We start from the raw sequence: 19,016 nt of genomic DNA, 5'->3' as shown, positions 1-19,016 counted from the left end.
CGCGCGTAGAGTGCGGGCGATCTCAAAACCCGGAGCGCAATGTGAGCAAGGCAACATCGACGCGGATCAAGGCAGGGATAGGCGGCTGGACCTTCGAGCCCTGGCGCGACAACTTCTACCCGAAAGGCCTCGCTCACGCGAAGGAGTTGAACTACGCCAGCCGGCAGGTGAGCGCCATCGAGATCAACGGCACCTACTACAGCACCTTCAAGCCCGAGACCTTCCGCAAGTGGCACGACGACACGCCGGACGACTTCATGTTCTCGATGAAGGCCTCGCGCTTCACGACCAACCGCAAGGTGCTGGCGAGCGCGGGCGAGTCGATCCAGCGCTTCATCGACAGCGGCGTGGCCGAGCTGGGCGACAAGCTCGGACCGATCGTCTGGCAGTTCATGCCGACCAAGCAGTTCGATGCGGAAGACTTCGAGGCATTTCTGGAATTGCTGCCCAAGAAGGAGGGCAGCCGCGTGCTGCGCCACGTGATGGACGTGCGCCACGAGAGCTTCATCACGCCCGCCTACAAGGCGCTCGCGAAAAAGCACAAGGTGTCGACCGTGTTCACCGACGCCGACAAGTTTCCGTCCTTCGAGGAGCCCGAAGGCGACGTCGCCTATGCGCGGCTCATGATGGCCGACGCCAAGCTCAAGACGGGCTACGGGCCGAAGGCGCTCGACACCTGGGCCGAGCGCGCGCAGGGCTGGGCCGCTGCACCGAAGGCGCGCGACGTGTTCGTGTACTTCATCAACGGCGCCAAAGAAAAGGCACCGGCCGCGGCCGGTGCCTTGCTGGAGCGCCTGGGATGGAAGCCGCCGGCCGCTTGAGAGCGGCCTGCGTGGGCTGGCTTACGACGCCTTGGCGCCGAAGCTGATTTCGCCCGACAGCTGGCCGCCTTCTTCGATCACGATCTTGCCGTAGCGGATCTTGCCGGTGACCTTGCCGGTCGAGTGGATGACGAGCTTTTCGCGCACGGTGAGGTTGCCGTCGAACACGCCGCGGATCTCGGCGATGTCGATCTCGGCCGAGCCCTTGAACTCGCCCTGTTCGGCGATCTGCATCAGGCGCGAGTCCATGGTCGCTTCGACCAGGCCTTCGACCACGAGCGTGTCGCAATCGGTGATCTCGACGCCCTTGAGCTTGATGTTCGGGCCGACGGTGAGCTTGCTGCCGCCTTCCTTGACGGCGGGAGCGGCGGCCACCGGGGCCAGGCCGGCCTGCGCGGTCAACGAGGAGGGATTGACGGGAGTGCCCGAGAGATTGGTGCCCGAACCAACCAGCGGTGCGGGACGGGACGTCAGCGAGTCGGTGTCACGATCGCGCTTGCCGAAAAAGGGGGACTGTGTGGCCAAAGGGGAGCTCCTCAAGAAAGGGGACTATCGTAAGAAGACGCCCGCGGCATGCGGCACTTCATTGCGCAAGAAGCGTAACTGAATAAGTCGCCTGGCCCCCTGACAATGCCCGCATGACCCGCCTGATCCGCCCGAACATCGAAGCCCTGTCCACGCCCGCTGCCACCGACTCGCGGTTCGACAAGCCGGCCAGTGGTTGGCGCCGCAAGCTGTTCACCGTGATCTTCGAGGCCGACACGCCCGCCGGCCTGTGGTTCGACCTGACGCTGATCGCGGTGATCGTGATGAGCGTGCTGGTCGTCATCCTGGACAGCGTGCAGTCGATCCGCGACCAGTGGCGGCCTCTGTTCAATGCCCTCGAATGGGTGTTCACGATTCTCTTCACGCTGGAGTACATCGCGCGGCTGTGCTGCGTGAACAAGCCGCTGCGCTACGCATTGAGCTTCTACGGCGTGATCGACCTGCTGGCGCTGCTGCCGACCTTTCTCGTGGCCTTCGCGCCCGAGCTGGCGTACCTGATCGACGTGCGCATCCTGCGGCTGCTGCGCGTGTTCCGCATCTTCAAGCTCTCGCGCTATTCGGTGGAGTACCGCGCGCTGGTGCAGGCGGTGGCATCGAGCCGCCGGAAGATCACGGTGTTCGTGGGCTTCGTGATGCTCGTGGTGCTGGTGATGGGCACGCTGATGTACGTGGTCGAAGGCCCGACGCACGGCTTCACCAGCATTCCGGTGGCGATCTACTGGGCGATCTCGACCATGGCCACGGTCGGCTTCGGCGACCTCGTGCCCAAGACCGACCTGGGCCGCGCGATCGCCTCGGTGATGATGCTGCTGGGCTGGGGCGTGCTGGCCGTGCCCACCGGCATCGTGACGGCCGAGATGACGCGGCGCGGTGTCGACGACGACCTGGCGGAGCCGATCGCGCTCGCATCGCGCGGCGTGCTTGCCCTGGCAACAGAGCCGACGCCAGGCAAGGCGCCGGCGAAGCGGCTCACGCCGTCGGCCAGACGACGCGCCCTTGCGCAGCATCGTCGAGACGCGCGATGAAGGCATCGGCCTCGGGCGCGGGCAGCGCGAAGGCCAAGCGCACGTCGTCGCCGTGCTGCACGTCTTCCAGCACCGCACCGATGGCGGCCAGCTCGCGCCGCACCAGCCCCTCGAGCGCATAGGGCACGGCGCACTGCAGCTGGCGCTGTCGCACGAGCGGCACCAGCGTGGCGCCGAGCAGGGCCTGCGCCACGGCATCGGTGTAGGCCCGCACGAGGCCGCCGGCCCCGAGCTTCACGCCGCCGAAGTAGCGCACCACCGTGGCGAGCGCGCCTTCCACCTGCTGGTGGCGCAACACCTCCAACATCGGGCGTCCGGCCGTGCCGCCGGGCTCGCCGTCGTCGTTCGCCGCCGACTGGCCGCCGGCCATCAGGGCCCAGCACACGTGCGCGGCGCCCGGGTGTTCGGCACGCAGCGAGGCGACCACCGCCAGCGCCGCCGCGCGGTCGGGCACCGGTTGCACGCAGCCGATGAAGCGGCTTTTCTTGATGAGCAGTTCGCTGTGAACCGGCTGCGCGAGCGTGAAGCTCATTCCGACCCGATGTCCGTGCGGTGCGAGGGCGGCGTGCTCAAGCGCCCCGCTCGAACTTGAACACCGCCGTGCTGGCGCGCGCGTTGGGCAGCCAGCGCACGTCGCGGCCGTTCTGCAGGCCGAAGGCGTCGAGCACGCGCAGGTTGTTCTTGCCGGCCAGCACCTCGAAGTCCTTGTAGGTGCCGACGCGGATGTTGGGCGTGTCGTACCACTGGTAGGGCAGGCGGCGCGTCACGGGCATGCGCCCGCGCGCCACGCTCAGGCGGTTGGGCCAGTGCGCGAAGTTGGGAAAGGCGACGATGCCGAAGCGGCCCACGCGCGCGGTCTCGCGCAGCATGACCTCGGCATTGCGCAGGTGCTGCAGCGTGTCGATCTGCAGCACCACGTCGAAGGTGGCGTCGTCGAACATCGCCAGGCCTTCGTCGAGGTTGAGCTGGATCACGTCGACGCCGCGGCGGATGCACTGCAGCACGTTGCCGTCGGCGATCTCCACGCCGTAGCCGGTGCAGCCGCGCTCGCGCTGCAGCAGGTCGAGCAGGGCGCCGTCGCCGCAGCCCAGGTCGAGCACGCGCGAGCCCTTCGGCACGAGCTCGGCGATCAGTCGTTGGTGTGCAAGGTCGCTCATTGGAATTCCTTGGCGACGCGTTCGAAGTACGAGCGCACCACGCCCATGTAGCGCACGTCGTCGAGCAGAAAGGCGTCGTGGCCGTGCGGCGCGTCGATCTCGGCGTAGCTCACGTTGCGGCGGTTGTCGAGCAGCGCCTTCACGATCTCGCGGCTGCGCGCGGGCGAGAAGCGCCAGTCGGTCTTGAAGCTCACGAGCAGGAACTTGGCCGTGGCCTGCGCCAGCGCGGTGCTGAGCTGGCCGCCGTGGTGGCGCGCGGGGTCGAAGTAGTCGAGCGCGCGGGTGATCAGCAGGTAGGTGTTGGCGTCGAAGTACTCGCTGAACTTGTCGCCCTGGTAGCGCAGGTAGCTTTCGATCTGGAACTCGACGTCCTGCGTGGAATAGCGGTAGTCGAGCCCCGCCGCTTCGCCTTCGACGGCGCTGCGCAGGATGCGCCCGAACTTGGCGTTCATCACGTCGTCGCTCAGGTAGGTGATGTGGCCGATCATGCGGGCGATGCGCAGGCCGCGCTTGGGGATCACGCCGTATTCGTAGAAGTGGCCGCCGTGGAAGTCGGGGTCGGTCACGATGGCGCGGCGTGCCACCTCGTTGAAGGCGATGTTCTCGGCCGTGAGGTTGGGCGCGCTGGCCACCACCACGGCGTGCCGCACGCGATCGGGGTACTGCAGCGTCCACGACAGCGCCTGCATGCCGCCGAGGCTGCCACCCATCACGGCCGCGAGCGTCTGGATGCCGAGCGCATCGAGCAGCGCGGCCTGGGCGTCGACCCAGTCTTCGACCGTGACCACCGGGAAGTCGGCACCGTAGACGCGGCCGTTGGCGGGGTTCACGTGCATCGGGCCGGTCGAGCCGAAGCAGGAGCCGAGGTTGTTGACGCCGATCACGAAGAAGCGGTCGGTGTCCAGCGGCTTGCCCGGGCCCACCATGTTGTCCCACCAGCCCTCGGAGCGGGCCTGGCCCTCGTACACGCCCGCGACGTGGTGCGAGGCGTTGAGCGCATGGCACACCAGCACCGCATTGCTGCGCTCGGCGTTGAGGGTGCCGTAGGTTTCGTAGGCGAGCGTGTAGCCGCTGATCGAAGCGCCGCTGCGCAGGGCCAGCGGGCCTGCGAACTGCATCGACTGCGGGGTGACGACCAAAGGTGACGACGACATGAATGAAAAAACCCGGCCTCGCCAAAAACGAGCCGGGTTCGGCAGCCGTCTTTAGCAGAATTTATAAAGCGCCCGCAAGCTGAAGCAAATCGGCGCAGGGCAAGTATAGCCCCGTGACTTTTTCCTGCTACCAGCCGACGATCATGATGACGCCCAGCACCAGGAAGATCGCCGCCGAGATGCCGTGCACCAGCTTGATCGGCACGCGCCGCACGATCTTGTCGCCCAGCCAGACGACCGGCGCATTGGCCAGCATCATGCCCAGCGTGGTGCCGACGACGACCCAGGCGTAGTCCTGCGTGAAGCGGGCGGCCAGCATGACGGTGGCGATCTGGGTCTTGTCGCCCATCTCGGCCAGGAAGAAGGCGATCACGGTGGTGCCGAAGACGCCGAACTTCGAAACGCCCGGGGCGTCGTCTTCATCGAGCTTGTCGGGTATCAGCATCCAGATGGCCATCGCGATGAACGAGCCGCCCAGGATCCAGCGCAGCACCTCGGGGCCGAGCCAGCGCGTGATGTAGTTGCCGACCGCGCCGGCCAGCGCGTGGTTGATGACCGTGGCGACGAAGATGCCGAACACGATCGGCCAGGGTTTCCTGAAGCGCGCGGCCAGAAGAAGGGCCAGGAGTTGGGTCTTGTCGCCCATTTCGGCGAGCGCAACCACGCCCGTTGCAACGAGAAAAGCTTCCATGATGGATGTGGGGTTCCTTGGGCCGAAGGACGCAATTGACCGCACAACACCTTCGGCCATATTCCCGAAGTTGTGCGGTCAAAGGTCTCGCCAGGTGTGTTCACTGCACGCGCCATGTCCTCGTGGGGCAAGGACAAGTCTGTTGACGCGGGCCCTTCTCGTATACGGAAGGCGGCTACTCCCCAATGACCCGCCAATTGTAGCCGCATCGTCAATTCCCCCGGCTCAAATAGGTAGGCGTGCGCTAACTTCCATTGCTTTGAAAAGGTGCTACCTCAAGACGCAAATTCCTGCTTGCTTTTTTGATATTTCACCCATAATGCACGAGCCTCCCTCTTGATTTTGGGCGGGAGCAATTCGGTGATCGGTCAGTTTCGCGCGGCTCGGCGGCTCTCGTTTGAGTGATGCTTTCGGGACTCCATCGCTTTTCTTGATGTGTTTATAGGAGTCCCTTGATGGGCAACAAACTCTACGTCGGCAACCTGCCTTACTCGGTGCGCGACGGTGATCTCGAACAGGCCTTTGGCCAGTTCGGCGCAGTGACCAGCGCCAAGGTCATGATGGAGCGCGACACGGGTCGCTCGAAGGGCTTCGGCTTCGTCGAGATGGGCAGTGACGCGGAAGCACAGGCCGCCATCAACGGCATGAACGGCCAGCCCCTGGGTGGTCGCAGCGTGGTCGTCAACGAGGCACGTCCCATGGAAGCACGTCCCCCCCGCAGTGGCGGCGGTGGCGGCTACGGCGGCGGTGGTGGTGGTTATGGCGGCGGTGGTGGCGGTGGCTACGGCGGCGGTGGTGGCGGCTACGGTGGTGGCGGCGGTGGCCGTTCCGGCGGTGGCGGCGGCTACGGCGGCGGTGGTGGTCGTTCGGGTGGCGGCGGCGGTGGTGGCGATGGCGGTTTCCGCAGCCCCTACGGCGCGGGTCCCCGTGGCGGTGGCGGCGGTGGTCGCAGCGGCGGTGGCGGCGGCTACGGCGGCGGCGGCAACGGTGGTTACTGAACCCTGTTCACCTCTTCGCGTGCCCCGCGGCACACACAGAAAAGGCTCCCTCGGGAGCCTTTTTCTTTGCCTGCGTTCGGTGCCGTGGCGCTCAGGCTTCGCCGCTGCGCTTCTTGCGCGCCCGACCCTGCACCGCGCGGTCGAGCACGGCATTGGGCAGCAGGCGCATGACCTTGGCGACCACGCCCATCTGCCAGGGAATGACGCGGTAGCTCGTGCCGGCCTCGATGGCGCGCAGCGCCTGGGCCGCAAAGTCTTCGGGCTGCATGAGGAAGGGCATGCCGTAGCGGTTGCCCTGCGTGAGCGGCGTGTCGATGTAACCGGGGCAGAGCGTGACGACCTTCACCCCGCTGGTGCGCAGCTCCCCGCGCAGGCTCTCGCAGTACGCGACCACGCCGGCCTTGCTCGCGCAGTAGGCGCCGTGCCCCGGCAGCCCGCGGATGGCGGCGACGCTGCCGATGCCCACGAGCCGCCCGCTGCCGCGCTGCACCATGGCCCGCACGAAGGGATGGAAGGTGGCGGCCAGCCCCACGTTGTTGACGGCGAAGGTGCGCGCCAGCACGTCGAGGTCCGAACGCTCGGCCGTGTCGATGCCGATGCTGATGCCGGCGTTGGCGATCACCACGTCGGGCACGCCCTGGCGCGCGATGCAGTCGACACCGGCGGCCACGATGCTGTCGGTGTCCGCCACGTCGGCGCCATAGACCTGGTAGCGGCCCGCGTCCAGCCGGCGGCCCGTCGCCCAGGTGTCGATCTCGCCCGTGCGCCGCGCGACCAGTGCCAGCCGGTAGCCCGCGTCGTAGAAACACGCGGCCAGGGCCTGACCGATGCCGCTGGAGGCGCCGGTGATGAAGACGAGCGGTGCGGCGGTGGTCATGCGTGGATCGTCTCTCGGGAACTTGTTTTTGTGTTTCAGCCGCTCAGCGCGGCTTGCCCGCCGCGGCCGAGGGCACCAGCACGCCGCGCACGCGGCCCGTGAGGTTGGCCACGCCGCTCAGGTTGTCGTAGTCGAGCGTATCGCCGGTGAACTGGTCGCTGCCGCGGATGAGCGTGACCGGCTTGTTCGACTGCACCTTCTCGGTGTCGAGGAAGGCATGCAGGAACTCGCCGCGGAACTCCAGCCGCGGCGTGGCCTTGCCGCTGGCGCTGACCGCCGGTTCGCGGATCACGATCGCATTGCCGAACAACTGGATCTCGCTGCCATCGGAATTCGACAGGCCCCGGTTCGCCGACGAGCGCGTGACCAGCCCCTCGGGCGACACCGAGCGCATGCGCACCTGGTCGACCTCGATGGTGTCGGTGTCCGGGTAGTGCCGTCCCTCGGTGCCGTGCAGTTCGCTGCGCAGATCGCCGTTGGGCAGGAAGTTCTTGATGACGAAGTCCCGCATGAAGTAGTCGGGCTCGTGCGTGGGCGCCGCCTTGGCGGTGGGCTCCAGCAGCTTGGGCGCATTGCGCACCAGCCAGTAGGTGCCCAGCGCCACACCCGCCATCAGGATGATCGGCAGGTAGATGGTGGTGCGGTCGAGCACATCGCGCGTCAGGTTCCAGGCGCGTCGCAGCTGCGGGCTCATGGTCGGGGGCCCAAGGCAGCGTCGAGCAGCGGGCGGTACTGGCCGCAGGCCGTCAACAGCAGGTCGCAGAATTCGCGCGCCGCGCCTTCGCCGCCGCGCGCGGTGGTGACGTAGCGCGCCACGGCACGCACCTCGGCGTGCGCGTTGGCCGGCGCCGCCGCGAAGCCGACGCGGGTCAGCACCGGCAGGTCGGGCCAGTCGTCGCCGATGGCGGCGGCCTGCGCCCAGGTGAAGCCGAGCTGCTTCAGCATGGCTTCGGCCGCGGGCAGCTTGTCTTCGGTGCCGTAGCGCACGTGCTCGATGCCCAGCGCCTCGAGCCGCACACGCAGCGGCTTGGAGTCGCGCCCGGTGATCACGGCCGGCGTGATGCCGGCCTTGCGCAGCAGCTTGAGGCCGTAGCCGTCGAGGATGCTGAAGCGCTTGAGCGTCTCGCCGTGCTCGGTGAAGTACACGCCGCCGTCGGTCAGCACGCCGTCGATGTCGAAGAAGACGATGCGCACATCTTGCGCGGCCAGCAGGGTCTCGGCCTGGAAATCAAGCGGCATCAGATGACCTTCGCGCGCATCAGGTCGTTGGTGTTCACCGCGCCGACGATCACCCCCGCGCCGTCGATCACGAACAGGCGGGTGATGCCGCATTGCTCCATGAGTTCGGCCGCTTCCACCGCCAGCGCGTCGACGCGGATGGTGCGCGGGTCGCGGTGCATGATGTCGGCCGCCTTGGGCGTGCGCAGATCGGCGCCGGCCTCGATCAGGCGGCGCAGGTCGCCGTCGGTGAAGATGCCCAGCGCCCGGCCGTCGGGCTCGACCACGGCAGCGGCGCCGAAGCCCTTGATGCTCATCGCGCGCATCAGCTCGCTGACGGTGGCCGTCGGCGGCACGCACGGCACCTCGTCGCCCGAGCGCATGACGTCGCTCACGTGCGTGAGCAGCTTGCGGCCCAGCGCGCCGCCGGGGTGCGAGCGCGCAAAATCTTCGGAGCCGAAGCCGCGCGCGTCGAGCAGGGCCACAGCCAGCGCGTCGCCCATGGCGATCTGCGCGGTGGTGCTCGCGGTGGGCGCGAGGTTCAACGGGCAGGCTTCCTTGGCAACGCCAGCGTCGATCACGATGTCGGCATGGCGCGCGAGGGTGGAGTCGGGGCGGCCGGTCATGGCGATCAGGGGCACGCCTTGGCGCTTGACCACCGGCAGCAGCACGGTGAGTTCGTCGACCTCGCCGCTGTTGGAGATGGCCAGCACGAGGTCGACCGACTTGATCATGCCCAGGTCGCCGTGGCTGGCCTCGGCCGGGTGCACGAACATCGCGGGCGTGCCGGTGGAGGCGAGGGTGGCGGCGATCTTGCGGCCGACGTGGCCGCTCTTGCCCATGCCCATCACGACCACGCGGCCGCGCACTTCGAGGATCTTGCACACGGCCTCGACAAAACTCGGGCCGACGCGGGCCTTCAGGCCGAGGACGGCTTCGGCTTCGATGTCGAATGTGACGCGTGCCCGGGCCAGGATGGCGTCGGGGTCGACCACGTGGGTCGGGGCGGGGCGGGAGCTCATCGCCGGATTTTACGAGGCGGGCGCGGTCGGCGATCACATGGCCCGGGGAAGCCCGGGGCACGGACATTGCTCTAGCATCGGCGCCTATGTCTTCGTTCGATCTCACGCTGTTGTATCTGTTGGCCGCGGTGATCGGCGTGGTGGCCTGCCGGTCGCTCAAGCTGCCGCCGATGCTCGGCTACCTGACGGCCGGCGTGCTGATCGGCCCGCATGCGCTGGCGCTGGCGCAGAACTCCGAAGGCATCCGCCACCTGGGCGAATTCGGCGTGGTGTTCCTGATGTTCGTGATCGGGCTCGAGTTCAGCCTGCCCAAGCTGCGCGCCATGCGCAAGCACGTGTTCGGGCTGGGCATGGCGCAGGTGCTGCTGACCATGGCGCTGGCCACGGCCGGCGCGCTGCTGATCGCCACGCAGCTGCCGCCGGCCTGGCAGCTGGGGTGGCAGACCACGCTGGCGCTGTCGAGCGCGCTCACCATGAGCAGCACCGCCATCGTGGTCAAGCTGATGGCCGAGCGGCTCGAACTGGAGAGCGAACACGGCAAGCGCGTGATGGGCGTGCTGCTGTTCCAGGATCTGGCCGTGGTGCCGCTGCTGGTGCTGATTCCCGCCCTGGGCGCGCCGCCCGAGGCGCTGGCCAAGGCCTTGGGCTTCGCGCTGGTGAAGGCCACCTTCCTCATCGGCGTACTGCTGTACGGCGGGCCGCGCATCATGCGCTGGTGGCTCACGCTGGTGGCGCGGCGGCGCAGCGAGGAGCTGTTCATCCTGAACGTGCTGCTGATCACGCTGGGCCTGGCCTGGCTCACCGAGCTGGCCGGCCTGAGCCTGGCGCTGGGCGCCTTCATCGCCGGCATGCTGGTGTCGGAAACCGAATACAAGCACCAGGTCGAGACCGACATCCGCCCCTTCCACGACGTGCTGCTGGGGCTGTTCTTCATCACCGTCGGCATGTCGCTCGACTGGCACATCGTGGTCGAGCGCTGGCTGCTGGTGGCCGTGCTGCTGCTGGTGCCGCTGCTGTTCAAGCTGGGGCTGGTGACGGTGCTGGCGCGGGTGCTGGGCGCCACCTCGGGCGTGTCGCTGCGCACCGGCCTGTACCTGGCGCAGGCCGGCGAGTTCGGTTTCGTGCTGCTGGCGCTCGCGCAGGACCGCAACCTGCTGCCACCGTGGCTGGCCAACCCGGTGCTGGCGTCGATGGTGCTGTCGATGCTGGCCACGCCCTTCATCATCATGTACAGCAACGCCATCGTGCGCAAGCTGGTGGCCAGCGACTGGCTGCAGCAGTCGCTGCAGATGACGAGCATCGCGCGCAAGACCATCAACACCGCGCAGCACGTGATCATCTGCGGCTACGGGCGCTGCGGCCAGAACCTGGCGCGCATCCTGGAGCGCGAAGGCATTCCCTACATGGCGCTCGACCTCGACCCCGACCGCGTGCGCCAGGCCGCCGCGGCCGGCGATTCGGTGGTGTTCGGCGACGCGGCGCGGCTGCAGGCGCTGATGGCGGCGGGCCTGGCGCGCGCCAGCGCGGTGGTCGTCACCTACCTCGACGTGGGGGGCGCGATGAAGGTGCTGGCCAACACCCGCGCCCACGCGGCGCACGTGCCGGTGATCGTGCGCACCCAGGACGACCACGACCTCGAGAAGCTGCAGGCCGCCGGCGCGACCGAGGTGGTGCCCGAGGCCATCGAGGGTTCGCTGATGCTCGCCAGCCATGCGCTGGCGCTGGTCGGCGTGCCGATGCGGCGCGTGATCCGCGTGGTGCAGGACCAGCGCGACGCACGCTACAACCTGCTGCGCGGCTACTTCCACGGCGCCGACGACGACAACGCCGACGAGATCGATCACGAGCGCCTGAACAGCTTCACGCTCACGCCGGGCGCACGCGCCATCGGTCAGACGCTGGGACGGATGGCGCTGCCGACGCTGGGCGTGCGCGTGGCCAACCTGCGCCGCCAGGACGGCCAGGCGCGCGTGCCGGACGACGACACGCTGCTGTCGGACGGCGACACGCTGGTGCTGTCGGGCAAGCCCGCCGCGCTGGCGATTGCCATCGAGCGGCTGCAGAAGGGCTGAGGCGGCCGGCGCGGGCGCGCGCTCAGTTCAAGAGCGACGGGTTGCGCTTTTCTTCGTCGATGCGCTGCTGACGGCGCACCGCTTCGCACTGCGCGTGCGACCTGTATTCGGGCTTCGTGCACTGGGCCGCCATGCATTGCGCCTTGGCGATGAAGTTGCGGTCGCCGCATTGGGCCTGCGGGTCGGCCGGTGGGGACGGCGTCGCGGGCACAGGGGCAGGCGCGGCAGCCACAGGCGCCGCGGCGGCTGGGGCCTGGGGCGCTGGTGCTGCAGGCGTCACCGGCTTGCGCGGCTTCGCGACGGGCGTCGGCTTGGGTGCGGCTTCCACGGGCTCGGCGACCGCTTCCGCGGCCGGCGGCTCGGCCACGGGCGGCGCAGGCTCGGTCGCGAGGGGCGGTGGTTCGACCGCCGCCGGCGTCACGACGGGGGCTGGCGCAGCCGCGGGGGTTGGTGTCACCGGCGGCTCGGGCGCCTTGCTGCCGGTCCCGTAGCCCAGCCAGCCCGCGACCACCAGCAGCAGCGCGACTGCGAGCAGCCCCAGCCACAGCCCGATGCCGCGCGGGCGCAGCACCGGTTCGGGCGGCTTGATGCGCTTGACCTTGATCCGCGTCTTGGGCCGGTCGGCCCGCGGGGACGGAGGCAAGGACGACGCCGCGCCTCCACGTCCCGGCGCCACGATCACGGTTCGTTCATCCGCCGGCGGCGGTGGGGGTGGCGGCTCGGGCCCCCAGCCGGCGGAGGCGGGCGACGACGCCCGCTTCGACTCGGCGGGATCGAACAACGGTGCGGGAATGGTCGGCGCACGCAGTTGAGCCGGTGCGGTGGTGGCCCATTCGCGGTCGGCAGGACTGGGCGCCGGCGGCGGCACGCGGTCGGCGGCCGACAGCCGGCCACCGCAGCTTCTGCAGAAGTTGGCACCGTCGCGGTTGTCCGCGTCACAGACCGGGCAGATCAAGGCCATGGCTCACCAGCAATTCTCAGGATCGGAAACGAAGACTTGTTCTTGTTGTTGCGGCGACTGGCAGCGCGCGGCGAGCCGGAAGCTCCGCTCAGGTGACGGCCACCCGCTTGGACCGGTGCGCCATGCGCTTGGCGATCACGGCGCCGAGCGCCATCGCGATGTCCAGCGCCATGTTGGGCTGGCGGTTCGACATCTCGGAAAACCGCACGGCGGTGAGGCGCCACACGCGCCCTGCGCCGGTGACCACCACGTTCGCCGCATGCGGCTCGCGCGAGAAGAACGAGCCTTCGCCCACCACCGAGCCCGGCGACAGCACGGCCAGGCGCATCTGCTCCTTGCTGCTGACGCGGTGCACGCTGATGGCGCCGCTTTCGATGAAGAACACCGAGCGGTCGTGCGTGCCTTGGGAGATCAGCACGTCGCCGATGCTGGTTTCGATGGGCTGCAGATAACCCGCGAGCGTGTCCCACTGCGCGACGCTCAAGGTCAGCGCGAACGCATCGGCGCTCAGGTTCTCCGCGATGGCGCGGCTCAGGTTCTGGATGGACATGTTTTTCTCGACCCCCGCAAGTGATCCGAAGTATCCGCGAAGGCCCCGAGGTTCGGCTACAACTGTTTACGCTTTCGCCAGCGAAGCGCAGGCATGTGTCGCTATTTCCCGATACAGAAGCGCGAAAAGATGACACCCAGCAGGTCGTCCGCGCCGAACTCGCCGGTGATCTCGTTGAGCGCGTTCTGGGCCAGACGCAGCTCCTCGGCCAGCAGGTCGAGCAGCTGGGCCTGAGCCACCAGGTGGGCTGCCGCCAGCGCGAGGTGCGTCTCGACACGGGCCAGCGCCTGCACGTGGCGTGCGCGTGCGAGGTAGACGCCTTCGGGCACGGCCTGCCAGCCGGCCATCGCCAGCAGCTGGTCGCGCAGCGCCTCGATGCCCGCGCCGGTCTTGGCGGACAACGCGATGCCTTCGGACGGCGGCGCGGCCGAAGCCGCCGCGTCCTGCTTGTTCCACACGTCGAGCACCGGCACGCTGGCCGGCAGCTTGCGCCGCAGGCCGGCCAGGATCTCGGCGTCAGCGGCGGCGTAGTCGGGCTGGCCGGCGCGCGTCAGGTCGTGCAGGAACAGCACGGCGTCGGCGCTTTCGATCTGGCCCCAGGCGCGCGCCACGCCGATCTGCTCGACCTCGTCGGTGCTGTCGCGCAGGCCGGCGGTGTCAGCCACGTGCAGCGGCACGCCGTGGATCTGGATGGTCTGCGAGACCACGTCGCGCGTGGTGCCCGCGATGGCGCTCACGATGGCCAGCTCGGCGCCGGCCAGTGCATTGAGCAGCGAACTCTTGCCCGCATTGGGCTGGCCCGCGATCACCACCTTGATGCCTTCGCGCAGCAACGCGCCCTGTTTGGCGCGCTGTTGCACGGCGGCCAGTTGCGCCTGCAGCCGCTGCAGCTGGCCGGTCGCGTCGGCTTTCTGGAGGAAGTCGATCTCTTCCTCGGGGAAATCGAGCGTGGCCTCGACCAGCATGCGCAGATGGATCAGCGCGTCGCGCAGCGTGTGGATCTCGCGCGAGAACGCACCCGACAGCGAGCGCCCGGCGCTGCGCGCGGCCGCCTCGGTGCTCGCGTCGATCAGGTCGGCGATGGCCTCGGCCTGCGCCAGGTCGATCTTGCCGTTGAGAAAGGCGCGCTGGCTGAACTCGCCCGGCTCGGCCACGCGCAGGCCGGGCAGGCGCGGGCGGCCGGTGGCCGGATCGACTTCGGCCGCGGCTTCCAGGCAGCGCGACAGCAGCAACTGCAGCACGACCGGGCCGCCATGCGCCTGCAGCTCGAGCACGTCTTCGCCGGTGTAGGAGTGCGGCGTCGGGAAATGGATCGCCAGGCCGTGGTCGACCGGCTCGCCCTGCGCATCGCGAAAGGGCAGGTAGGTGGCCTCGCGCGGCTTGAGCCCACGAGCGCACAGCGCCTCGACCAGCGGCGCCAGCCGGGCGCCCGACACGCGAACGATGCCGACCGCCCCGCGCCCCGGGGCGGTGGCGATGGCGACGATGGGATCGGTGGTGCGGGCGAGGGTCATGACAGCGCGATTCTTTCAGCAAAAAGCAAAGGGCCGCGGATGCGGCCCTTTGCGGGTGGCGGAGGCCGGCTGGCTTACTTGCCCAGCACGCCCAGTCGCTTGTTGATGAACCACTGCTGCGCGATCGACAACACGTTGTTCGTGATCCAGTACAGCACCAGGCCGGCCGGGAAGAAGATGAACATCACGCTGAACGCGAGCGGCATGATCCACATCAGCTTGGCCTGCATCGGATCGGGCGGCGTCGGGTTGAGCCAGGTCTGGAACAGCGAGGTGGCCGTCATCACGATCGGCAGGATGTACCAGGGATCGGGTGCCGACAGGTCGGTGATCCAGCCGATCCACGGGGCGTGGCGCATTTCAACCGACGACAGCAGCACCCAGTACAGCGCGATGAACACCGGGATCTGGATCACGATGGGGAAGCAGCCGCCCATCGGATTGACCTTTTCGGTCTTGTAGATCCGCATCATCTCTTGCTGCATTTCTTGCGGCTTGTCCTTCAGCCGCTCGCGCATTTCCATGATCTTCGGGTTGATGGCCTTCATCTTGGCCATGCTGGCGTACGCCTTGGCGTTGAGCCAGTAGAAGGCCGCCTTCAGCAGCACCACGAGCGCGACGATCGACCAGCCCCAGTTGCCCAGGATGCCGTGCAGCTGCGTGAGCAGCCAGTACAGCGGCTTGGAGATGATCGCGAAGATGCCGTAGTCCTTCACCAGGTCCAGGCCAGGGGCGATGGCTTCGAGCTTCTTTTCTTCTTCGGGGCCGGCGAACAGCGCGCTGTTCACGACCTGCGTGGCGCCCGGAGCGATCTTCGGCAGCGTGGCCACCATGGCCACGGTGAAGAGGTTGTCGCCCAGGTCCTTCACGCGGAATTCGCGGCGCAGCTGTTCGCTGGCCGGGTCGCCCTTGAGCAGCCAGGCCGACGCGAAGTAATGCTGCACCATCGCGATCCAGCCGTCGTTGGCCGGCGGCGGCGGCTCGATCTTGCCCTTGGCGATGTCCTTGAAGTCGAGCTTGTGGAACTTCTTCTCGTTCGTGTACGCGGCCGGACCGGTGAAGGTGTTGGTGCCGAACATGGTGCCGGCGGCCACGGTGCCGTGGCGCAGCAGCTGCATGTACAGCTGCGCGTCGCGCGGCTGGTCGCTCACGTTGACCACTTCGTGGCGCACGCCGATGACGTAGTCGTCACGCTTGAACACGTAGGTCTTGATGTACTTCAGGCCGCCGACGGGGGCGCTTTCGAAGCTCACTTCGAGCGTGTTCTGGCCGTCGGCCATCGCGCGCGGACCGGCCTTCGGCGTCATGGCCGTCAGGTGGTTGGGGAAGGCTTCGCCGGCGACGGGGTTCAGCAGGCCGGTCTGCGCCACGTAGCGCGTGGCGGGCGAACCGTTCTCGAACAGCACGACGCGCTTGGTGCGGTCGGCTTCGTCGTACTTGAGCAGTTCGAGGTGGTTGACCGTGGCGCCTTCGCTGTCGATCGTCGCCTTGAACAGGTCGGTGGTCACCACGACCTGCTCGCGCGGCGCGGCCGGGGCCGCCTGCGTGGGCACGGCACCTGCGGTGCCGCCGGCTGCGGCAGCCGCGGTCGGCACGCCGTTGTTCGTGGCAGTACCGGCAGCCGGTGCCGTGACGGCGGGCTTGGTCGACGGCAGGAAGGTCGGCTTGTTGCCGTTGAAGACCTGCCATTGGTCCCACAGCAGCACGAGCGAGAAACCAAAAATCACCCACAGGATCGTGCGGCGGATATCGTTCATGACGAAGACTTCTTGTCGGAGGAGAGAAGAGACGAAAACAGCGAGCCTGACCGCTCAGTGCGACGCTGTGATTTCGGTGGAACCGGATCGTGGCCGCCCTGGCACCAGGGCTGGCAGCGCGCGATGCGGTGCAGAGTCAGGTAGCTGCCCTTGAGCGCGCCGTGCACTTCCAGCGCCTCGATCGAATACACGGAGCAGGTCGGCGTGAAGCGGCACGACTGGCCGAGCCAGGGGCTCAGCAGCAGACGGTAGGCCTTCACGAGGCCGATCAGCAGGCGTTTCATGCCGGAGCGCGTGCAGGGGAGGGGCCGGCCGGTGTCGGCGGGCGCCCGGCGCGCGCCAGCAGTTGCTGGAGCTCGGCGCGCACGGCGGCCTTGAGCTGGTCCGAGGAGGCGCTCACGAATACCTTGCGATCGAAACCGGCGCGCAGACGCACCACGTGCGCGGCACGCGGCAAAGCAACGCCAGGCGCGGCGCTCACGGTGTAGATCTGGCGCTTGATGGCGTTGCGCGTCACCGCGCGGCGTGCCCAGCGCTTGGGCACCATGGCGCCCAGCCAGACCTCATCGGACGGAAACAGCGAAGCAGCGCCCGACGCAGAAGCATCGAGCGCACAGCGGTGCAATGCGAAATGGGCAGTGCGCGCCACGGTGGCACCTGCGAGGACGGCCTGGAATTGCGCGCGGGTCTTGAGCCGCTGCATGGAAGCCGGGCCGCGTACGTCGCTGCTGGCGGGGCCAGGCGCTGGGGCTGCAAGAGCCTGCGCGGACGTATCGGCGGCTGACAACGGCAGGTGAGGTGCCGTCAGACGGCCAGGCGCTTGCGGCCCTTGGCGCGGCGTGCGTTGATCACGGCGCGGCCGCCACGGGTCTTCATGCGGACCAGAAAGCCGTGGGTACGGGCGCGGCGGACTTTGGATGCTTGGTAAGTGCGTTTCATGATGGTTTCCTGATTCCCTGTTTGCGCCGGTTTCCGCATGAAGGCATGCACAAACCCGACGAGCGCTGGGGGAGCGAGTTTCGGATGGCCCCCGAAAGACGCTATGAAGGCTTTTCAGGGAAACCCGCAATTATCGCAAACATTGGCCGCCGGAACAATCTTCGACTGCATTTGCGGGCCTTTCCATGTGCACTGCAGCATGTGGATAAGGCTTTGACAAGTTAGAATGCCAAGCGCCTTCCAGCAGAGAATATCCACAATACCTATACAAGAAATGCCCGAAGGTTCCCTCACTTTTTCAAGCACCCATGTCGACTGACGGCATCGGCGAAAGCCTGTGGCAAGCCTGCGTCGACCAGCTCGCGCAGGAGCTGTCCGAGCAGCAGTTCAATACCTGGATCAAGCCCCTCCACGCGCAGGTCGCCGACGACCTTTCGCGCATGACGGTGTTCGTGGCCAACCGCTTCAAGCTCGACTGGATCCGTGCCCAGTACGCGGGCAAGATCGCGGCCATGGCCGAGAAGATGTACGGCCAGCCGGTCGCCATCGAGTTAGCGCTCGCTCCGCGCGAAGCCCCCGTCCGTGTTGCCCCCATGGCCGTCCTGGCCGAAACGGATGTGCCGCGCGACGTGGCCGGTCCGGGCGAAGAGCCCGTTGCCGCCGGCTTCAAGAACCGCCTCAATTCGGGGCTCACTTTCGACACCCTGGTCGAGGGCACGGCCAACCGCATGGCACGCGCTGCGGCGATGCACGTGGCCGGCATGCCGGGCCATCTTTACAACCCGCTTTTCATCTACGGTGGCGTCGGCCTGGGCAAGACCCACCTGATGCACGCGGTGGGTAACCGGCTGCTGGCCGACCGGCCCGATTCCAAAGTTCTCTACATCCACGCCGAGCAGTTCGTGTCGGATGTGGTCAAGGCCTATCAGCGCAAGACTTTCGATGAGTTCAAGGAGCGCTACCACTCGCTCGATCTGCTGCTGATCGACGACGTGCAGTTCTTCGCCAACAAGGACCGCACGCAGGAAGAGTTCTTCAACGCGTTCGAGGCCCTGCTGGCCAAGAAGTCGCACATCGTGATGACCAGCGACACCTACCCCAAGGGGCTGGCCGACATCCACGAGCGGCTGGTGTCGCGCTTCGATTCGGGCCTCACGGTGGCGATCGAGCCGCCCGAGCTCGAGATGCGCGTGGCGATTCTGATCAACAAGGCCCGCGTCGAAGGCACTGAAATGCCCGAGGAAGTCGCCTTCTTCGTGGCCAAGAACGTGCGCTCCAACGTGCGCGAGCTCGAAGGCGCCCTGCGCAAGATCCTGGCGTACTCGCGCTTCAACCAGAAGGAGATCTCGATCGCCCTGGCGCGCGAGGCGCTGCGCGACCTGTTGTCGATCCAGAATCGGCAGATCTCGGTCGAAAATATCCAGAAGACGGTGGCCGACTACTACAAGATCAAGGTCGCCGACATGTACAGCAAGAAACGCCCGGCCAGCATTGCGCGGCCGCGGCAGATCGCGATGTACCTGGCCAAGGAGCTCACGCAGAAGAGCCTGCCGGAAATCGGCGAGCTGTTCGGCGGTCGCGACCACACGACGGTGCTCCACGCGGTGCGCAAGATTTCGGGCGAGCGCCAGCAGCTCACCGAACTCAACCAGCAGCTGCACGTCCTCGAACAGACCCTCAAAGGCTGAAGCCGAATGTCATCAAGAACGCCCCT

At 67.7% G+C, this 19,016-nt stretch carries 21 protein-coding genes and 1 riboswitch; of the genes, 5 read left to right on the top strand and 16 right to left on the bottom strand.

Going from position 1 to position 19,016, the window contains the following annotated elements:
• Positions 1–41 precede the first annotated feature (41 nt).
• The gene (locus tag AC07Q9_RS17795) at positions 42–821 is read left to right on the top strand and encodes a DUF72 domain-containing protein (RefSeq protein WP_495311028.1); all 780 of its coding nucleotides are present in this window, start codon (positions 42–44) and stop codon (positions 819–821) included.
• Positions 822–842: 21 nt separating this feature from the next.
• Here the strand turns inward: AC07Q9_RS17795 and AC07Q9_RS17790 are convergent, their stop codons facing one another.
• Positions 843–1,346 (bottom strand): bactofilin family protein, encoded by a 504-nt coding sequence (locus tag AC07Q9_RS17790; protein WP_099794230.1) that lies wholly within the window; start codon positions 1,344–1,346, stop codon positions 843–845.
• A 113-nt stretch (positions 1,347–1,459) separates the two neighbouring features.
• On the opposite strand from AC07Q9_RS17790, the gene AC07Q9_RS17785 reads away from it, so the two are divergent.
• Positions 1,460–2,392 carry an ion transporter gene (locus AC07Q9_RS17785; RefSeq protein WP_495311026.1) on the top strand — a complete coding sequence of 311 codons (933 nt, stop codon included), beginning with the start codon at positions 1,460–1,462 and terminating at the stop codon, positions 2,390–2,392.
• On the opposite strand, the gene AC07Q9_RS17780 is transcribed toward AC07Q9_RS17785, so the two are convergent.
• From AC07Q9_RS17780 to AC07Q9_RS17765, 4 genes are all read right to left on the bottom strand, one after another.
• Entirely contained in the window at positions 2,337–2,924 is a 588-nt protein-coding gene (locus tag AC07Q9_RS17780; RefSeq protein ID WP_495311025.1) for an IMPACT family protein, read from the bottom strand. The two genes, AC07Q9_RS17785 and AC07Q9_RS17780, sit on opposite strands and share 56 nt — an antisense overlap.
• A 37-nt stretch (positions 2,925–2,961) precedes the next feature.
• Positions 2,962–3,549, bottom strand: a complete 588-nt coding sequence (metW, locus tag AC07Q9_RS17775) for a methionine biosynthesis protein MetW (protein ID WP_495311023.1) — start codon at positions 3,547–3,549, stop codon at positions 2,962–2,964.
• Entirely contained in the window at positions 3,546–4,703 is a 1,158-nt protein-coding gene (gene metX, locus AC07Q9_RS17770) for a homoserine O-succinyltransferase MetX (RefSeq protein ID WP_495311021.1), read from the bottom strand. Before metX ends, metW begins: the two co-directional genes overlap by 4 nt.
• 127 nt (positions 4,704–4,830) lie before the next feature.
• A complete protein-coding gene (locus tag AC07Q9_RS17765) occupies positions 4,831–5,394 on the bottom strand; it encodes a TMEM165/GDT1 family protein (RefSeq protein ID WP_495311018.1) in 564 nt (187 codons plus the stop codon).
• A gap of 9 nt (positions 5,395–5,403) precedes the next feature.
• Positions 5,404–5,595, bottom strand: a riboswitch (yybP-ykoY riboswitch).
• A 254-nt stretch (positions 5,596–5,849) separates the two neighbouring features.
• On the opposite strand from AC07Q9_RS17765, the gene rbp reads away from it, so the two are divergent.
• Positions 5,850–6,392 (top strand): RNA-binding regulator, encoded by a 543-nt coding sequence (gene rbp / locus AC07Q9_RS17760; RefSeq protein WP_495311016.1) that lies wholly within the window; start codon positions 5,850–5,852, stop codon positions 6,390–6,392.
• A gap of 91 nt (positions 6,393–6,483) precedes the next feature.
• Here rbp and AC07Q9_RS17755 read toward each other — a convergent pair whose 3' ends face one another.
• From AC07Q9_RS17755 to AC07Q9_RS17740, 4 genes are read right to left on the bottom strand one after another with little or no spacing between them, the layout of a single operon-like run.
• Positions 6,484–7,269, bottom strand: coding sequence for an SDR family oxidoreductase (locus AC07Q9_RS17755; protein ID WP_495311014.1), 786 nt, complete (start codon positions 7,267–7,269; stop codon positions 6,484–6,486).
• Between the two features lie 43 nt (positions 7,270–7,312).
• The gene (gene lptC / locus AC07Q9_RS17750) at positions 7,313–7,963 is read right to left on the bottom strand and encodes an LPS export ABC transporter periplasmic protein LptC (protein ID WP_489060459.1); all 651 of its coding nucleotides are present in this window, start codon (positions 7,961–7,963) and stop codon (positions 7,313–7,315) included.
• On the bottom strand, positions 7,960–8,508 hold the full coding sequence (locus AC07Q9_RS17745) for a KdsC family phosphatase (protein WP_062473615.1): 549 nt from the start codon (positions 8,506–8,508) through the stop codon (positions 7,960–7,962). Before AC07Q9_RS17745 ends, lptC begins: the two co-directional genes overlap by 4 nt.
• Positions 8,508–9,509 carry a KpsF/GutQ family sugar-phosphate isomerase gene (locus tag AC07Q9_RS17740; RefSeq protein ID WP_495311010.1) on the bottom strand — a complete coding sequence of 334 codons (1,002 nt, stop codon included), beginning with the start codon at positions 9,507–9,509 and terminating at the stop codon, positions 8,508–8,510. Before AC07Q9_RS17740 ends, AC07Q9_RS17745 begins: the two co-directional genes overlap by 1 nt.
• Positions 9,510–9,595: 86 nt before the next feature.
• Here AC07Q9_RS17740 and AC07Q9_RS17735 point away from each other — a divergent pair, with 86 nt between their 5' ends.
• Positions 9,596–11,581, top strand: a complete 1,986-nt coding sequence (locus tag AC07Q9_RS17735) for a monovalent cation:proton antiporter family protein (protein WP_489060457.1) — start codon at positions 9,596–9,598, stop codon at positions 11,579–11,581.
• A gap of 22 nt (positions 11,582–11,603) precedes the next feature.
• On the opposite strand, the gene AC07Q9_RS17730 is transcribed toward AC07Q9_RS17735, so the two are convergent.
• From AC07Q9_RS17730 to rpmH, 7 genes are all read right to left on the bottom strand, one after another.
• The gene (locus AC07Q9_RS17730) at positions 11,604–12,542 is read right to left on the bottom strand and encodes a zinc ribbon domain-containing protein (RefSeq protein ID WP_495311008.1); all 939 of its coding nucleotides are present in this window, start codon (positions 12,540–12,542) and stop codon (positions 11,604–11,606) included.
• Positions 12,543–12,630: 88 nt separating this feature from the next.
• On the bottom strand, positions 12,631–13,092 hold the full coding sequence (locus AC07Q9_RS17725) for a Crp/Fnr family transcriptional regulator (protein WP_489060455.1): 462 nt from the start codon (positions 13,090–13,092) through the stop codon (positions 12,631–12,633).
• A 101-nt stretch (positions 13,093–13,193) separates the two neighbouring features.
• Positions 13,194–14,606 carry a tRNA uridine-5-carboxymethylaminomethyl(34) synthesis GTPase MnmE gene (mnmE, locus tag AC07Q9_RS17720; RefSeq protein WP_495311006.1) on the bottom strand — a complete coding sequence of 471 codons (1,413 nt, stop codon included), beginning with the start codon at positions 14,604–14,606 and terminating at the stop codon, positions 13,194–13,196.
• Positions 14,607–14,680: 74 nt separating this feature from the next.
• Positions 14,681–16,363: a membrane protein insertase YidC gene (gene yidC, locus AC07Q9_RS17715; protein WP_492681967.1), complete on the bottom strand. Its 1,683-nt coding sequence runs from the start codon at positions 16,361–16,363 to the stop codon at positions 14,681–14,683.
• The gene (gene yidD, locus AC07Q9_RS17710; protein WP_099794243.1) at positions 16,360–16,647 is read right to left on the bottom strand and encodes a membrane protein insertion efficiency factor YidD; all 288 of its coding nucleotides are present in this window, start codon (positions 16,645–16,647) and stop codon (positions 16,360–16,362) included. Before yidD ends, yidC begins: the two co-directional genes overlap by 4 nt.
• Positions 16,644–17,066: a ribonuclease P protein component gene (locus tag AC07Q9_RS17705; RefSeq protein WP_495311005.1), complete on the bottom strand. Its 423-nt coding sequence runs from the start codon at positions 17,064–17,066 to the stop codon at positions 16,644–16,646. The genes yidD and AC07Q9_RS17705 overlap by 4 nt, the downstream gene beginning before the upstream one ends.
• A 101-nt stretch (positions 17,067–17,167) precedes the next feature.
• The gene (gene rpmH, locus AC07Q9_RS17700) at positions 17,168–17,302 is read right to left on the bottom strand and encodes a 50S ribosomal protein L34 (protein WP_007834827.1); all 135 of its coding nucleotides are present in this window, start codon (positions 17,300–17,302) and stop codon (positions 17,168–17,170) included.
• 308 nt (positions 17,303–17,610) lie between these two features.
• Between rpmH and dnaA the strand changes: the two genes are divergently transcribed.
• On the top strand, positions 17,611–18,990 hold the full coding sequence (gene dnaA / locus AC07Q9_RS17695) for a chromosomal replication initiator protein DnaA (RefSeq protein ID WP_489060450.1): 1,380 nt from the start codon (positions 17,611–17,613) through the stop codon (positions 18,988–18,990).
• The last annotated feature ends 26 nt before the right edge of the window (positions 18,991–19,016 follow it).

Source organism: Variovorax sp. GW821-FHT09A10 (genome assembly GCF_059418385.1).
The sequence above is the reverse complement of the archived record's forward strand: the minus strand, read 5'-3'. Positions and strand labels throughout refer to the sequence as shown.